At 69.4% G+C, this 14,901-nt stretch carries 14 protein-coding genes; 8 read left to right on the top strand and 6 right to left on the bottom strand.

Annotation, left to right across the window (positions count from 1 at the left end):
• Window positions 1-1,023 precede the first annotated feature (1,023 nt).
• Window positions 1,024-1,485, top strand: coding sequence for an HIT family protein (locus HUX53_RS21085; RefSeq protein WP_309237346.1), 462 nt, complete (start codon window positions 1,024-1,026; stop codon window positions 1,483-1,485).
• 461 nt (window positions 1,486-1,946) lie between these two features.
• Here HUX53_RS21085 and HUX53_RS21080 read toward each other — a convergent pair whose 3' ends face one another.
• Together HUX53_RS21080 and HUX53_RS21075 are read right to left on the bottom strand one after the other, a co-directional pair.
• Complete coding sequence (locus tag HUX53_RS21080; protein ID WP_176404940.1) at window positions 1,947-2,201, bottom strand: DUF1778 domain-containing protein; 255 nt, start codon at window positions 2,199-2,201, stop codon at window positions 1,947-1,949.
• Between the two features lie 88 nt (window positions 2,202-2,289).
• Window positions 2,290-2,751 (bottom strand): Lrp/AsnC family transcriptional regulator, encoded by a 462-nt coding sequence (locus tag HUX53_RS21075; protein ID WP_176404939.1) that lies wholly within the window; start codon window positions 2,749-2,751, stop codon window positions 2,290-2,292.
• Window positions 2,752-2,917: 166 nt separating this feature from the next.
• On the opposite strand from HUX53_RS21075, the gene HUX53_RS21070 reads away from it, so the two are divergent.
• From HUX53_RS21070 to HUX53_RS21045, 6 genes are all read left to right on the top strand, one after another.
• Window positions 2,918-4,351 (top strand): gamma-aminobutyraldehyde dehydrogenase, encoded by a 1,434-nt coding sequence (locus HUX53_RS21070; RefSeq protein ID WP_176404938.1) that lies wholly within the window; start codon window positions 2,918-2,920, stop codon window positions 4,349-4,351.
• A gap of 35 nt (window positions 4,352-4,386) precedes the next feature.
• Window positions 4,387-5,538 carry an ABC transporter ATP-binding protein gene (locus tag HUX53_RS21065; protein WP_176404937.1) on the top strand — a complete coding sequence of 384 codons (1,152 nt, stop codon included), beginning with the start codon at window positions 4,387-4,389 and terminating at the stop codon, window positions 5,536-5,538.
• The gene (locus HUX53_RS21060; protein ID WP_309237345.1) at window positions 5,535-6,779 is read left to right on the top strand and encodes an extracellular solute-binding protein; all 1,245 of its coding nucleotides are present in this window, start codon (window positions 5,535-5,537) and stop codon (window positions 6,777-6,779) included. Before HUX53_RS21065 ends, HUX53_RS21060 begins: the two co-directional genes overlap by 4 nt.
• Window positions 6,779-7,639, top strand: coding sequence for an ABC transporter permease (locus HUX53_RS21055; RefSeq protein WP_176404936.1), 861 nt, complete (start codon window positions 6,779-6,781; stop codon window positions 7,637-7,639). Before HUX53_RS21060 ends, HUX53_RS21055 begins: the two co-directional genes overlap by 1 nt.
• On the top strand, window positions 7,636-8,478 hold the full coding sequence (locus HUX53_RS21050; RefSeq protein ID WP_176404935.1) for an ABC transporter permease: 843 nt from the start codon (window positions 7,636-7,638) through the stop codon (window positions 8,476-8,478). Before HUX53_RS21055 ends, HUX53_RS21050 begins: the two co-directional genes overlap by 4 nt.
• Before the next feature lie 99 nt (window positions 8,479-8,577).
• The gene (locus HUX53_RS21045) at window positions 8,578-9,990 is read left to right on the top strand and encodes an FAD-binding oxidoreductase (protein WP_176404934.1); all 1,413 of its coding nucleotides are present in this window, start codon (window positions 8,578-8,580) and stop codon (window positions 9,988-9,990) included.
• A 13-nt stretch (window positions 9,991-10,003) separates the two neighbouring features.
• Here HUX53_RS21045 and HUX53_RS21040 read toward each other — a convergent pair whose 3' ends face one another.
• Window positions 10,004-10,522: a PH domain-containing protein gene (locus HUX53_RS21040; RefSeq protein WP_309237344.1), complete on the bottom strand. Its 519-nt coding sequence runs from the start codon at window positions 10,520-10,522 to the stop codon at window positions 10,004-10,006.
• Window positions 10,523-10,658: 136 nt separating this feature from the next.
• On the opposite strand from HUX53_RS21040, the gene HUX53_RS21035 reads away from it, so the two are divergent.
• A complete protein-coding gene (locus HUX53_RS21035) occupies window positions 10,659-11,231 on the top strand; it encodes a hypothetical protein (RefSeq protein ID WP_255205465.1) in 573 nt (190 codons plus the stop codon).
• On the opposite strand, the gene HUX53_RS21030 is transcribed toward HUX53_RS21035, so the two are convergent.
• From HUX53_RS21030 to HUX53_RS21020, 3 genes are all read right to left on the bottom strand, one after another.
• Window positions 11,195-12,382: a hypothetical protein gene (locus tag HUX53_RS21030; protein ID WP_176404932.1), complete on the bottom strand. Its 1,188-nt coding sequence runs from the start codon at window positions 12,380-12,382 to the stop codon at window positions 11,195-11,197. The genes HUX53_RS21035 and HUX53_RS21030 overlap by 37 nt on opposite strands.
• 174 nt (window positions 12,383-12,556) lie before the next feature.
• Window positions 12,557-13,396, bottom strand: a complete 840-nt coding sequence (locus HUX53_RS21025) for a glutamate ABC transporter substrate-binding protein (RefSeq protein ID WP_176404931.1) — start codon at window positions 13,394-13,396, stop codon at window positions 12,557-12,559.
• Entirely contained in the window at window positions 13,393-14,712 is a 1,320-nt protein-coding gene (locus HUX53_RS21020) for a hypothetical protein (protein ID WP_309237343.1), read from the bottom strand. The genes HUX53_RS21025 and HUX53_RS21020 overlap by 4 nt, the downstream gene beginning before the upstream one ends.
• Window positions 14,713-14,901 lie beyond the last annotated feature (189 nt).

The following is a 14,901-nucleotide window of genomic DNA, read 5'->3' as shown; positions in this document are numbered from 1 at the left end:
TTCTCGTCGTGCTTGTAGTGTGTCTGTGTACTGCGTGTGGTGCGCCGAATTTTTCTAAGGTCCGGGTGTCGTCTCGTCCGCGTCCGGTTTCGGCCTCCCCCCTCCCTGCCCTGCCCTGCCGGTGCCTGCCCCGGGGGGGGCGGGTGGGTGCCTGCCCCGCCCGTCCTTGCCGGTTGGCCTGCCCGCGCGTGCCCGCCCGCCCCGTTCCCGTCCGGTGTGGCCGCCCGGCGCATGGGCGGTCCCCGTGCCCGCGCGGCGTGTGGCCGCCCGGCGTGTGCGCGCCCGGTGTGTGCCCACCCGCTCGTCTTCGCCCGTCCCGTGCCCGTCCGGCGCGCCTGCGTGGTCCCTTCCTGCATGGCGTGCGCCCGCTCGCCGTTCTCGCCGGTGTGTGCCCGCTCGCCCGTTTCGCCACGGCCCCTGCCCGTCCAGCGTGTGCCTGTGCGGCGTGTGTCCGCCCACCCGTGACCGCTCGCCCGAGCCCGTGCGGCGTGTGCCTGTGCGGCGTGCGCGCGCCCGTCGCCTGCCTGCCTATCCCGTGGCGCCTGTGCGCGTCCGGTGTGTGTGCGCCCGCCCGTCTCCGCCCGTCCCGTGCCCGCACGGTGCGCGCCTGCGTGGTCCCTTCCTGCGTGGCGGGTGTCGGCTCGCCGTTCTCGCCGGTGTGTGCCCGCTCGCCCGTTTCCCCACGGCCCGTGCCCGTCCAGCGTGTGCTCGTGCGGCGTGGCCCGTGCGGTGTGTGCCCGTGCGGTGTGTGCCCGCCCCCGTTCCCGTCCGGTGTGTGCCTGCGTGGTCCCTTTTTGCGTGGCGCGTGTCTGCGTGCGCGTGTTGGCGTGGTCCGCTCGTGTCTGGCCCGTTTGTGTCCGGTTCGTCTATGCCTGGCTCGGGCTGACTGGTCTGTCCAGGGGCGGCTGCAGTACGAAGTCGTGGGAGTTCTGTGTGGCTGGGCTAGTAACCCAACCACGCCCCCGCTGGCCGCGAAGGCTGCTTCGCACAGTGAGCGGTTGGGGGTGGTTTTGGTGGGGTGTGGTGGGCGTGGTGGTGCGGGAGGATGGAGGGATGGGTTCGGTGGCGGGTGAGGGTTGTGTGTTCTGCGCGATCGTTGCGGGGGAGCGGGGTGCCCATGTTGTGTTGGATGCGCCGGATGTGATGGCGTTTCTTGATGTGCGGCCCTTGTTCAAGGGACACACGTTGCTGGTGCCGCGTGCTCACTTTGAGACGCTTGGGGATTTGCCTGCCGATTTTCTGGGGCCGTTCTTCGGGCATGCTCAGCGGATCGCGGGCGCGATGGAGTCGGTGCTCGGCGCGGCGGGGTCGTTCGTGGCCATGAACAACCGGGTGAGCCAGAGCGTGCCGCACCTGCATGTTCATGTGGTTCCGCGGAACCGCAAGGACGGGCTTCGCGGGTTCTTCTGGCCGCGGCAGAAGTACGAGTCGGATGCTGAGGCCGCCGACTATGCCGCGCGGCTGATGGAAGGGCTGGCCGGCTAGGGCCTGTCTGCCTGACACGGGGGCCAGGTTGTGGGCGTCGCGGGGACCATTCACCGCCAAACGAGATCAGTCCGATCCAGCAGCGGGACACAAGGGCGTGGTGGAAGCGTTGTAGTCGGCGACGCCGAGCCGCTCTTTTAGTGGGTCGGCGTTGAGGAGCTGGGGCGCGTTGGTGGTCGTCCAGCCGGACACGCGGAGACCGTAGGTTGCTTGGCCGCTGCTGCGTGAAGCCGGTGCCCGCATTGCGGGGGAGCGCCGGGATCAGCGTTGGTAGGGAAAGGGCGGTGATCGTGTTGTCCACGGGCGGCCGCCTGTGCCGGGGGGATCCTGCCGCCTGGTAGTTCCCACTGGGGGTGGCGGTTGAAGGGCGGCAGTACCTGCGGGCGTGCTGGATGGCGGTCAGGGGCGTGGGCATCGGTAGGGCGTAGGGGCCTTGCCTTGGTTTTGCTGCGCTGAAGGCGTCAGGCCAGTGCGGTGAGGAGTGCGACGAAAGGGCTGGACGGGTCCGGGGCGTCGGCGGGGGTGGCGGCCTCTACGGCGGCGGCGTGTTCGTACAGGTCTCGTTCGGCGCGGTCCAGGGCGGCGGACAGGACGTACTCGGTGACCGTCCAGCCGATCAGTTCCGCGGCCTTGCGGATCACGAGGAACTGGTCGGCGGACGTGCCGAAGGCGATGTGCTCGGTGGCGGGAAGGTCCTGGCGGACCAGCTCGGGCATGGCCGGTCTCCCTCCTTGCGGCATCTAAAAGTACGCCGGGAGGTGTTGCCAGGGCATCCCCATTAAGAACGAGAATCGGGCGGAGGAGTCAGCGGGTTCCCCAGGAGTAGGTCTGTTTGCGCAGTTTGAGGTAGACGAAGCTTTCCGTGGAGACGACGCCCGGGACGGCGCGGATGCGGCCGAGGAGTTCCAGGAGGCGTTCGTCGTCCTCGCAGACGAGCTCGACCAGGATGTCGAACGAGCCGGCGGTGATGACGACGTAGTCGATCTCGGGGAGGCCGGCCAGCTCATCGGCGATCTTCTCCAGGTCGCCCTCGCACTTGACGCCGATCATCATCTGCCGGGAGAAGCCCAGCATCAGCGGGTCGGTGACGCCGACGATCTGCATGACGCCGGTGTCGAGGAGCTTCTGCACGCGCTGCCGGACGGCGGCCTCGGAGAGCCCGACGGCCTTGCCGATGGCGGCGTAGGAGCGGCGGCCGTCCTGTTGGAGCTGCTCGATGATGTGCTTCGCGGTCTCGTCGAGCTGGACGCGGGCTGCGCCTTCCATCGATCGTCTCCTAGCTGCGGCATCGGGAGTGTGAGGCCTCTGGGTCAAGTGAATCAGTCGTGAAACTGGATCGTAACAACGGAATCACTTGTGTTGGACTGGATCCTCTGTAAGGGTCTGGGCCTACAGGACACATCGGGCGACGGTGCCCAGGAGGGACCTGAGGATGAGCGGCGAGCGGCTGCGCAACTTTATCGGTGGCGAGTACGTGGACGCCAAGGACGGGCGGACGCTGGAGGTGGTCGACCCGAGCACCGGCGAGCCGTACGCGGAGGCGCCCGTGTCCGGCGCCGCGGACGTCGACGCCGCGTTCCGCGCGGCGGCGGACGCGTTCCCCGCCTGGCGCGACGCCACTCCGGCCGAGCGGAGCCTCGCGATGCTGCGGTTCGCGGACGCGGTGGAGGCGCGGGCCGAGGAGCTCGTCCGGGCCGAGGTCCGCGACACCGGCAAGCCCGTCCAGCTGACCCTGGACGAGGAGATGCCGCCGATGGTGGACAATCTCCGCTTCTTCGCGGGTGCGTCACGGGTGCTGGAGGGCAAGGCGACCGGCGAGTACATGGCGGACCACACGTCCTCGGTCCGGCGGGAGCCGATCGGGGTGTGCGCGCAGGTGACGCCCTGGAACTACCCGATGATGATGGCGGTCTGGAAGTTCGGGCCGGCGCTGTCGGCGGGCAACACCGTCGTCCTCAAGCCGTCCGAGACGACGCCGGCGAGCACGCTGCTGATGGCGGAGATCGCGGCCGAGTTCCTGCCGCCGGGCGTCTTCAACGTGATCTGCGGTGACCGCGACACCGGGCGGGCGCTGGTGGAGCACCCGACGCCGCAGATGGTGTCGATCACCGGCAGTGTCCGGGCCGGTATGGAGGTCGCGGCGTCGGCGGCCAAGGACCTCAAGCGCGTGCATCTGGAGCTGGGCGGTAAGGCGCCGGTGGTCGTGTTCGATGACGCCGATGTCGAGGCGGCGGCGACCGGTATCGCCGAGGCCGGCTACTTCAACGCCGGGCAGGACTGCACCGCCGCTACGCGCGTGCTCGTCGCCGAGCGGCTGCAGGGCGAGTTCACCGAGGCGCTCGTGGAGGCGGCCAAGGGGACCGTGGTGGGGCCGCCGAGTGACGCCGACGCCTACTACGGGCCGGTCAACAACGAGAACCAGCTCCAGCGGGTCCAGGGGTTCATCGAAAGGGCGCCCAACCACGCCAAGGTCCTGGCCGGCGGCGAGCGCGTCGGGGACCGCGGCTACTTCTTCGCGCCCACTGTCGTCGGCGGCCTGAAGCAGGACGACGAGCTGGTGCAGAACGAGGTGTTCGGACCGGTCATCACCGTGCAGAGCTTCTCGGACGAGCAGCAGGCCATCGCGTGGGCGAACGGCGTCAAGTACGGCCTCGCCGCGAGCGTGTGGACGCAGAACCACGGCCGCGCCATGCGCATGAGCAAGGCCCTCGATTTCGGTGCCGTTTGGGTCAACACCCACATCCCGTTCGTGTCGGAGATGCCGCACGGCGGCTTCAAGCATTCCGGCTACGGCAAGGACATGTCGATGTACGGCATCGAGGACTACACCCGCGTCAAGCACGTCATGCACTACATCGGCGGCTGACCACCGCCGAACGAGCCCGTGAAGGAAGACCGGCCATGACCGAGACCCAGCAGGCCCCGGCGCGCGACGACCCGGGTCGCGCAGTTCCCGCCATCGAGCTCACGGGAGTGGAGAAGGCGTACCACGCCCATGGCGAGACCGTGGCCGCGGTCCGCGGCATCGACCTGGAGATCGCGCAGGGCGAGTTCTTCTCGCTGCTCGGCCCGTCCGGCTGCGGCAAGACGACGACGATGCGCGTGATCGCCGGGTTCGAGGAGCCGACGGCCGGCCGGGTCCACCTGCACGGGCAGGACGTCACGGACGTGTCCCCCAACCGGCGCGACGTGAACATGGTGTTCCAGTCGTATGCGCTGTTCCCGCACATGAGCGTCTTCGAGAACGTCGCGTTCGGCCTGCGCCGGCGCGGCGTCCCGAAGGCCGAGATCGGCGAGCGGGTCGGGGACATGCTGGACATCGTCGACTTGGCGGGACGGGAGAAGCGCCGTCCCGCCGAGTTGTCCGGCGGCCAGCAGCAGCGGGTCGCGCTGGCCCGCGCGCTGGTGAACCGGCCGCGCGCCCTGCTGCTGGACGAGCCGCTCGGCGCGCTCGACCTGAAGCTGCGGCAGGCGATGCAGGTCGAGCTGAAGCGGATCCAGCGCGAGGTCGGCATCACGTTCGTGTACGTGACGCACGACCAGGGCGAAGCCCTGACGATGTCGGACCGCATCGCGGTCATGAACGACGGGCTGATCGAGCAGCTCGGGACGCCGCGGGAGATCTACGAGCATCCCGCGTCGCGGTTCGTGGCCGGCTTCATCGGCACGTCCAACCTGCTGGGCGGGGAGATCGCCGAGGCCGGCCAGGGCAGCGCGGTGATCTCCTACGGGCCGGACGGGCGGATCGAGGTGCCGATCCGGAACGGGCTGAAGGTCGCGGCGGGGGAGCGGCTGGAGCTGACCGTCCGCCCGGAGAAGATCGGCATCGGGCTGGCCCGGCCGGCGGACGACCTGTGCGGCGTCCGCGGCACCGTCAGTGAGGTCGTGTACCTCGGGACGTCCACGAACTACAACATCACGACTTCCGCCGGTGCCGACGTCGTCGTGTTCCTGCAGAACGCCACGTCCGCCGACGACATCGCCACCCGCGGCGACAGCGTCTGGCTGTCGTGGGACCCGCGCCACTCTTACGCCATAGGAGCCCCCCAGTGAGCAACATCGACCCCGCTTTCCTGCGCGGACTCACGCGGCCGCGCCTGGCACGTTCCAGCTACGCCCGCCGGGACGTCCTCCGGATGATGGGCGCGGCCGGCGCGGGGGTCGCGCTGTCGGCCTGCGGGGTGCAGGGGCAGGGCGGCAAGGAGAAGGTCAGCCAGACCGACGTCCAGAAGTACTGGGCGGGCAAGGCCAAGAACGGCAAGCTGAACTGGGCGAACTGGCCGGGCTACATGCAGGACGACCGGGAGACGATCAAGGCGTTCGAGAAGGAGACGGGTATCCAGGTGACCTACAAGGAGGTCATCCAGGAGATGGGCCCGTGGTTCGGCAAGATCCAGGCGCCGCTGTCGGCCGGCCAGTCCATCGGCTTCGACCTGATGATCATGACGAACGGGATCCAGCTGGAGCAGTGCCGCCAGCTCGGCTACCTGGCGCCGCTCGACCTCGCCAAGCTGCCGAACTTCCAGAAGAACGTGGGGCCGTCGTTCAAGAACCCGTCCTACGACCCGGGGAACGCGCACACGATCCCGTACGAGTCGGGTGTCACCGGCATCGCGTACAACACCAAGTACGTGGACGAGGAGATCACGAGCATCGCCCAGCTCTTCGACGCGAAGTACAAGGGCAAGGTCGGCATGATGGGCGACTCCCAGGAACTCGGGAACTTCGGGATGTTCCTGCTCGGCATCGACCCGGAGAAGTCGACGCAGGCCGACTGGGAGAAGGCCGCCGCGAAGCTGCGCGAGCAGCGCGACAAGGGCATCGTCCGCAAGTACTACAGCCAGGACTACGTGGACGCGGTCAGCAAGGGCGACGTGTGGATGACGATGGCCTGGTCCGGTGACGTCTACAGCCTCACCAGCCCGGATGTGAAGTTCGTGGTGCCCAAGGAGGGCGGCACGATCTGGACCGACAACATGTGCATCCCGAAGACCGCCGAGAACCCGGTGGACGCGCTGACGCTCATGGACTGGCTGTACGTCCCGGAGAACAACGTCCCGCTGACCGAGTTCATCAACTACATGCCGCCGATCCCGTCCACCCAGGAGATCCTGAAGCAGAAGGCGGCGAAGGCCACCGGCGACGAGAAGAAGGACCTGACGAGGCTGAGCACCAGCTCGCTGATCTTCCCGTCCGAGGCGGACCTGGCCCGGCTGCGGCACTACCGGCGGCTCACCCAGGCCGAGGAGCAGGAGTACCAGAAGATCTTCGAGCCCATCTCCAAGGGGTCGTGATGGCGCGAGGACGGGGGCGGCTCACGCCGTACCTCATGATCCTGCCGAGCGGGCTGTGGATGGCGGCGTTCTTCCTCGTCCCGATGGTGCTGATGGTGTCCCTGTCGCTGCAGACGGGGAACCTCATCGACGGGTTCCGGCAGACGTTCCACTGGCAGAACTACATCGACGGGATCGACACCTACGGCGACAAGTTCGTCCGGTCGCTCTGGTACGGATTCGTGTCGACGGTCCTGTGCATCGCGATCGCCTACCCGGCCGCGTACTGGATCGCGTTCCGCGGCGGACGGCACAAGTCGACGTACCTGTTCCTGCTCCTGCTTCCGTACTTCGTCTCGTTCATCCTGCGGACGGTGTCGTGGAAGCTGGTGCTGACCGACAACGGCCCGATCCTCGGGCCGCTGCGCGGCACGATCCTGCCGAACGACTTCCACATCCTCGACACGGGTGTCGCAGTCGTTTCCGGGCTCACCTACAACTTCCTGCCGTTCATGGTGCTGCCGATCTACGTGGCCCTGGAACGGATCGACCACCGGGTGGTCGAGGCGGCCTACGACCTATACGCGAGCCGGCTGCAGGCGTTCACCCGGGTGATCCTGCCGCTGTCGCTGCCCGGCGTCTTCGCCGGCGTGATCATGACGTTCGTGCCGGTGTCGTCGGACTACGTCAACGCCGAGGTCCTCGGCGGGCCGCAGAACACCATGATCGGCAACGTGATCCAGACCGAGTACTTCAACAACAGCGCCTACCCGATGGCGTCGGCGCTGTCGTTCTCGCTGATGGCGATCCTGCTCGTCGGGATCTTCGCCTACGCGCGGACCCTCGGCACGCAGGACGTTCTGGAGGCGGCGGGACGATGACGACGCTCACCACCCCCCGAGCCGGCGGCGAGGCGCCGGAGCGGAAGACCCCGGCCCGCCCGCGCCGCAGGATCTCCGGCCTGCACGTCTACACGCTCGTGCTGATCGCCTGGCTGATCCTGCCCATCGCGATCATGATCCTGTTCGGGTTCAACGACACCCGCAGCAAGCAGAACTTCGAGTGGCAGGGCTTCACGCTCAAGTGGTACCGGCACCTGTTCGACAAGAGCGACCTCACCACCGCGGTCGTCAACTCGCTGACGATCGCGCTGCTCAGCACGCTGATCACCACGGTCCTCGGGACGTTCGCGGGCCTCGCGCTCGGCCGCTACCGGTTCCGCGGCAAGGGCTCGACGAACCTCGTGCTGTTCATGGCGATCTCCTGCCCGGAGATCGTGATGGGCGCCTCGCTGCTGTCGATGTTCGTCACGTTCAACCTGCCGCGCGGCTACCTGACGATCCTGGTCGCGCACGTGATGTTCTCGATCGCGTTCGTCGCCGTCACCGTCCGGGCCCGCGTGGTCGGCCTCGACCCGGCGGTGGAGGAGGCGGCGCAGGACCTCGGAGCCGGCCCGTGGACGCGGTTCCGCCTGGTCACCCTCCCGATGATCATGCCGGGCGTGCTGGCGGGGGCGCTGCTGGCGTTCGTGCTGTCGATCGACGACTTCATCATCACCAACTTCACCAGCGGCACCACCGTCACCTTCCCGCTGTGGATCTACGGCTCCACCAGGACGGGCACACCGCCGCAGGTCAACGTCATGGGCACGCTCATCTTCGCGGTCGGCATCGTGATCGCCGTCATCTCCGCCCGCCGCAACATCCGAGCCTCCCGCTGATCGCGCGGCCACTGGGCACACCGGGCATGTCGGGGTGTGCGGGGCGGGTCGGCGGCGCCGGCCGTGCCAACTGTGCCGGGCTCGGAATCGGAGATTGAGATGGACATTGACAGAGCGCTCGCCGATGTCGACCTGACGCCGTTCTGGCTCCAGGACGAGAGCCGTCCGGACGCGGCGGCACCGCTGGACGGGACGGGAGCGTGCGATCTCGCCGTCATCGGCGGCGGGTACAGCGGGTTGTGGGCGGCGCTGCTCGCCAAGGAGCGCGACCCGTCCCTGGACGTGGTCGTGTTGGAGGCGGGGCGTGTCGGTGGTGCCGCGTCCGGGCGTAATGGCGGGTTCTGTGCGGCCAGTCTCACGCATGGGCTGGAGAACGGCGCGGGACGGTGGCCGGACGACATGCCGGCGCTCGAACGCCTCGGCCGCGACAACCTGGGGGCCATTGGCGACACCCTCGCGAAGTACGGGATCGACGCCGAGTGGGAACTCACTGGCGAGATGGACGTCGCCACCGAGGAATGGCAGGTCCCGGGTCTCGAAGAGGCGGCGGGGAAGGCGGCCGAGTTCGGCTGGGAACCCGTTCTGCTGGATCGGGACGCGGTTCGTGCCGAGGTCGACTCGCCCACCTATCACGCCGGTCTGTGGAATCCCGTTTCCACGGCGATGGTCCATCCGGCGAAGCTCGCCTGGGGGCTTGCGGACGCGTGCCGTTCACTTGGTGTCCGCATCTACGAGAAGAGCCCCGTCACGGGTCTGCGCTCGGAGGGGCGCGAGCTCCGCCTGGTAACCCGCGACGGGGCGACGGTCACCGCTCGACGGGTCGTCCTCGGTACCGGCGCGTTCCCGCCGCTCGTGAAGCGCCTGCGCAACTTCGTCGTCCCGGTGTACGACTACGCGCTGATGACGGAACCGCTCACAGCGGAACAGCGGGAGGCCCTCGGCTGGCGGCACCGTCAGGGCATCGGCGACAGCGCCAACCAGTTCCACTACTACAGGCTCACCGCCGACGACCGGATCCTGTGGGGCGGCTACGACGCCATCTACCACTACGGCAACGGGATAAGGCCCGAGCTGGAAAACCGTCCCGCGACGTTCGATACCCTTGCGCGGCACTTCTTCGAGACGTTTCCTCAGCTTGAGGGTGTTCGCTTCACCAACGCATGGGGCGGGGTCATCGACACCTGCAGCCGCTTCTGCGCGTTCTTCGGTACGGCCTACAACGGCAGGCTCGCCTACGCGGCCGGCTACACCGGTCTCGGCGTCGGGGCCACCCGATTCGGTGCGGACGTCATGCTCGACCTCCTGCACGTCGGCCTGAACCCAGGAGAGGAGACCGAGCGGACGCGGCTGAAGATGGTGCGGACCAAGCCCGTCCCGTTCCCGCCGGAGCCGCTCCGGTACGGCGTCATCGAGCTGACCCGCCGCGAGATCGCCCGCGCCGACCGCGACGCGGGCCGCCGCGGCCGCTGGCTGCGCACCCTCGACCGCCTCGGCCTCGGCTTCGACTCGTGACGCCGGGGACGGATCAGTCGGGGGACTCGTCGAACGTCCCGAAGATCACCGAGGAGACCTCCAGGTAGAGCTGCTCCGGGTAGGGCATGTACGGGATGCTCTGCAGCCACTGCTTCTGGCCCGCGGTCTCGGTGCGGAACTCGCCGTAGCCGAGCATCCGGCCGGCCATCGACCGGTTCAGCGTGATGTCGGTGAGCTTGGTGAGCGGCATCATCACGACGTTGCGGTTGAACACGCCGTTGATCACCATCACCCGGTGCTCGGTGACGAGGAAGAACTCCACCGACCAGGCGACGACCTTCCAGGCCAGGTAGGCGACCGTGATCAGCCACAGCCACCAGACCCAGGCGATGCCGGTCACCGCGCTGACCGCGCCGCAGGCGACGAGCCCGGCGACGAAGGCCGCGACGGGCACCAGCAGGACGGCGGGATGCTTGCGCACGGCGATGACGCGTCCCTCGTAGGACATCAGATACTTGTCGACGGTGCGCGACGAGTTGTCGCGGTGCACCATCATGTCCTGCAGATTCACGGCGGCGTCCTCGTCATGATCCGGTCGCTACAACGGTAGCCGACGCGCCGCCGGCCGCGCAGGGGCCGCGCGGTAAGGGCTCTGGCCCCCGAGAGGATCTTGTGGACGGGAGTTTCCGCGCCGGATGATGGAACCCATGGAGTTCGCGCCCGACGTGACCGGACGTCCCATCTGGCGGCTGCTGCTGCGCGGCCTCGGGGTGTACCTGCCGGGCTGGGAGATGCCGGCGGGCGCGCTGCGGGTCCGGCCGGGGACGGCGGCCGGCGGCTTCGGGCCGCCCGCCTATCTGGACGGCGACGCGGGGTTCGGCGTGCAGATCCCGGGCCGCCGGCGGGGCCTGGAGCCGGACCGGGAGATCTACGTCCGCGGCCGGGAGAACCCGAGCTTCGGCATCGTGGTCGCGGGCCCGGCGGCGGCGATCGGCAGCCGGGTCGTGGACGCGGGCGCGCTGATGCGGTTCGCGCGGCGGCTGACGTTCGAGGAGCTGTTCGACACCGGCGACGCCGACTCCGTCCCGTACGCGGTGCGCGGGGCGCGGGCGGTGGAGAACGTGGTGTTCCTCGACCGCGCGGCCGGGATCGGGCTGTGCGCCGAGGTCGACCCGCTCACCCGCACCGCAGCGTGCCCGCTGTACGTGCGCATCGGCGACCCCGCGCAGCGCACCGTCCGCGCCTACGCGCCGGCCCAGGCGGTGAGGTCCCACAGCTGATGGGACGGCAGCCGCCGCAGCCGGACGGTCGCGGCGGCCGGGTCCCAGAACACCTCGTCGCTCTCCAGCTCCAGCGACTGCGCGGCCGTCAGCACCGCGCACAGCAGCTCGTCCCGCGTCCGGACGGCCATGAGCGGGCCGATCTGCGCGACGGCGCCGGAGCACTCCGACAGCGTCCGCAGGAGGGACTTGAGGGCCGCCTCGTCCTCGGGGGGACGCGTCGGCTCGACCCCCGGCGGCAGGCCCGGCTCCACCCGGGCGAGGCCGCGCTTGGACTCGTGGACGCCGTTGTGCGGCAGGTCGGCCCCGGTGGAGATGAGCAGCGCGCTGAACACCCCGGCGAGGTCCTCGGACGCGTGCCCGCCGAGGAAGTAGCGGCGGCGCTCGGGGGAGTCGGGCGAGGGGCCGTCCGGCCCCTCGGCGGTGCGGAACCGGACGTTCAGCCGGCTCGCCCGCACGCACCGCTCGTACATCTCGCAGAGGATGTCCTCCAGCTGGCCGTCGCGGGCCCAGAGCCGCCCGGTGGCGGTGACGGCGTCGCCGTGGGCGCGGGGACGGCCGGTGAGCGCGGCGGTGACGGTGTCGTCCAGCTCGCCCTCGGTGAACTGGAGCAGCTCGGCGACGACGTCCTCGACGTCCTCCAGGGTGCGGGTGAGGGTGCGCTGCAGCTCCAGGATCTCCTGCCCGCCGCGCTCCAGGTCGGTGAGCCGGTCGATGGCCGCGTCGACCTTCCCGGCCGCCGACTCGCCGTGCGACCGGGTGACGGCGCGCACCGACGTCTCGACCTCGCCGAGCTTGCGGCGCAGCGCGGCGAGGGTGATCCGCTGCTGCTCCAGCTCGTGCAGCCGGCCCGCCTGCGTGCGCAGGTAGTCGTCGGCCTGGTGGACGAGGCCCGCCAGCTCCTCCACCTGCCCGGTGTTCTGCCGGAGCCGGTTGTCGAGCGCGGGCAGCACGTCCTGCTTGACCCGCGACAGCTCGGCGGTGAGCTGCTCGCCGACCGTGACCAGCACGTTGTTCTGCTTGGTGACCTGGTCGTTCAACTCGTCGATCCGGCGCGTGAAGGCGTTCGACTGGTCGCGGCTCTGCTTGCCCGCGTAGAGTTCGAGCGCCGCCACCACGACGCACATCACCACCAGGATGGCCGTCGTCATGACACTCCTCACCCGTGACGGTGATTTCCGGATCGGGTTTTGATCGCGACCATAACTTACGATCACGCGCGCCGACATGAACTTACGTAACCGACTGATCTCCGTGACCGTCCGGTCTCAGCGCCCCCATCCGTGCCACTCGGTAACCGATTTCGTGCTAACGGTGACGGCCGGTCAGACGCAGCCCTCGAACTGCGGGACGGTGGTGGTGAGTTTCAGCCCGGTGTCCCCGAACCACCGCTTCAGCAGGCGCGGCACGGTGCCGTCCTGGTACATCCCGGTGATCGCCTTGTTCACCGCCTCGCAGCCGTCCACGTCGCCCTTGCGGATGCCGACGCCGTACGGCTCGTCGGTGAACGGCGCGTTCACGATCCGGAGCTTGTGGCCGCTTCCGGACGCCTTGGCCGCGAGGCCCGCGAGGATCAGGTCGTCGGTGGAGACCGCGTCCAGCCTCCTGTCGACGAGGTCGGTGAGGCAGTCGGAGTAGCCGTCCTCCTCGACCGGCAGCGCGGCGATGCCCTGCTCGTCGTGGATCCGCGGGAACGACACCGAGCCGCGCACCTTGCAGAGCCGCCGGCCATTCAGGTCGTGGATGCTCCAGATCTTCCCGGCCTCCGACGCGCGGACGAGGATGTCCTGGTGAGCGACGTAGTAGGGGCCCGCGAACGACACCTTCACCTTGCGTTCGGGGGTGACGGAGTAGCTCGCGACGACGAGGTCGACCTCGCCGTTCTGCAGCATCTTCTCGCGCGTCGCGGAGTACACGCGCTTGAACGTGACGTCCGACCCGGTGACGCCGAGCCGCCCGGCGATCTCCTTGGCGATGTCGATGTCGAAGCCCTCGTACCGGTCGCCCTTGCGCTCGCCGACGCCGGGCTGGTCGGCGTTGACGCCGATGACGAGCCGGTCCTTGCCGACGACGGAGCCGTCGTCGGCCTCCGCGATGCTGCACGCGGTTCCGGGGGCGAGGACGGCCAAAGCCGCGACGGCGGCCACGATGCGCCGGGCCCTCACTTCGACCACCGGTACTCGGCCAGGCGGGGACGCACCCCGACGAGCACGAGAAGGGCGATCACGACGCCGGCGATGGGCAGGACGGCGTACCAGCCGCTCGTCCCGCCGTCGCCGTCCTTGACGGCCTCGTCGAACGCCTTCTGGTGGATCCCGGCCAGGTCTTGCAGGGAACGGTCGTACTGGGCGAAATCCGCGGCGGCGGTGCCGCGGGCGGCCACGGCCTGGTCCCGCTGCCCGGCCTTGACGAGGTCCCTCATCCGCCGGTCGTTCGCCTGGCCCTTCTGGTAGGCGCCCAGGGCCTTGTTCATGCCGTCCGCCAGTTGCGCCCTCTGCTCGGGCGACTCCGCCGGACGGTTGGCCTCGGTGCCGAGGAACCCGAGGAACGGCGCCCGTCCGGGCTCGTACGACAGGCCCTTCTGGACGGCGTCGTTGTACTGCGTCAGGTTGCCGGCCTTCAGATACAGGACGGTCTGGGACTTGCTCAGATACACCTGCTCGTAGGCGTCCGCCCGTCCGGGATCGAGCAGGAAGCGGGTCTCGTCGGCGTTCGCGCTGTTGCTGATTGCGCGCGTCCGCGAAAGCGCCAGGATCGAGTCGAAACCTTCTTCCTTGGCCTTCCGCAGATGGTCCGCCTGGCCCGACAACATGAGAGTGCCAGCCCCGACCAGGACGAGCGTGCCGAGCGTTGCCAGCGCCAGCGGCACGTTCAGCAGGCGACGGAAACGCTTGGCGAGGTACAGCTGGAAACCGGCCAGGGTCGCCAGCAGCGCCACGCCCGCGACGAGGAGCCCCGTGCGGCCCATGAGGACCGCCGACCGCTTGTCCTCGTAGGTGTGCCGGACGAGGGTCCCGTTGTCGAGCGTCAGGTTGTACGCCTTGGGCAGCAGGTCCAGCTTCATCAGGTCGGTCGCCTGCCGGTACAGGTCGGTGACCTGCTGCGACGGCGGCCCGGACGCGTGCGGGGTCTGCCGGTCGAGCAGCAGGGCCTGCCCGGCGAGGCGCTCGTAGCGGCCGAGCGCGTCCAGCAGGTCCCGCGCGGTGTTGTTCTCCGTGGTCTCGTCGGCGAGCTTGGCGGCCTTCAGCAGCGCGTCCCCGGCCTTGCGCCGGTTGTCGTCGTAGCGCGCGAGGGCCTGCGCGCGGCCGCCGCCCGCCGCGTCCCCGATCAGCAGCGCGTTGGCGAGTTGCGCGTCCATGTCGGTGAGCTGGAAGTACAGGTCGCCGGTCGCGACGACCTGCGGGCCCGCGTCGTGGCCGATGACCCGCACGCCCTCGCGGGAGTTCGCGATCGCCGCCCAGCCGACGCCGAGCAGGACCACGAGCAGGACGAGCGACAGCGCGGTCAGCGCCCGGACGCGGGACGCGACCGTGCGCGGGAGCAGCCGCGCGGCACCGGCCGGCGGCGCGCCGGCCGCCCGCTGGAGGGCTGTCTCCTATACACCTCTGACGCTGCCGACGAAGAGGGTAGGCTAGATCACGGTGGGCGCCCGCACAGTCAAAATACCAAG

Origin of the sequence: Actinomadura sp. BRA 177 (genome assembly GCF_013372625.1) — a bacterium.
Lineage (GTDB): Bacteria > Actinomycetota > Actinomycetes > Streptosporangiales > Streptosporangiaceae > Spirillospora.
This window is presented reverse-complemented; position numbering and strand designations above follow the sequence as displayed.

What these genes read in the sequence shown, in the direction of transcription:
- HUX53_RS21055 (WP_176404936.1), top strand. Translation starts at nt 6,779, where the DNA reads ATGGCGCGAGGACGGGGGCGGCTCACGCCGTACCTCATGATCCTGCCG.
- HUX53_RS21080 (WP_176404940.1), bottom strand. Translation starts at nt 2,201, where the DNA reads ATGCCCGAGCTGGTCCGCCAGGACCTTCCCGCCACCGAGCACATCGCC.
- HUX53_RS21050 (WP_176404935.1), top strand. Translation starts at nt 7,636, where the DNA reads ATGACGACGCTCACCACCCCCCGAGCCGGCGGCGAGGCGCCGGAGCGG.
- HUX53_RS21030 (WP_176404932.1), bottom strand. Translation starts at nt 12,382, where the DNA reads ATGACGACGGCCATCCTGGTGGTGATGTGCGTCGTGGTGGCGGCGCTC.
- HUX53_RS21035 (WP_255205465.1), top strand. Translation starts at nt 10,659, where the DNA reads ATGGAGTTCGCGCCCGACGTGACCGGACGTCCCATCTGGCGGCTGCTG.
- HUX53_RS21075 (WP_176404939.1), bottom strand. Translation starts at nt 2,751, where the DNA reads ATGGAAGGCGCAGCCCGCGTCCAGCTCGACGAGACCGCGAAGCACATC.
- HUX53_RS21070 (WP_176404938.1), top strand. Translation starts at nt 2,918, where the DNA reads ATGAGCGGCGAGCGGCTGCGCAACTTTATCGGTGGCGAGTACGTGGAC.
- HUX53_RS21065 (WP_176404937.1), top strand. Translation starts at nt 4,387, where the DNA reads ATGACCGAGACCCAGCAGGCCCCGGCGCGCGACGACCCGGGTCGCGCA.
- HUX53_RS21045 (WP_176404934.1), top strand. Translation starts at nt 8,578, where the DNA reads ATGGACATTGACAGAGCGCTCGCCGATGTCGACCTGACGCCGTTCTGG.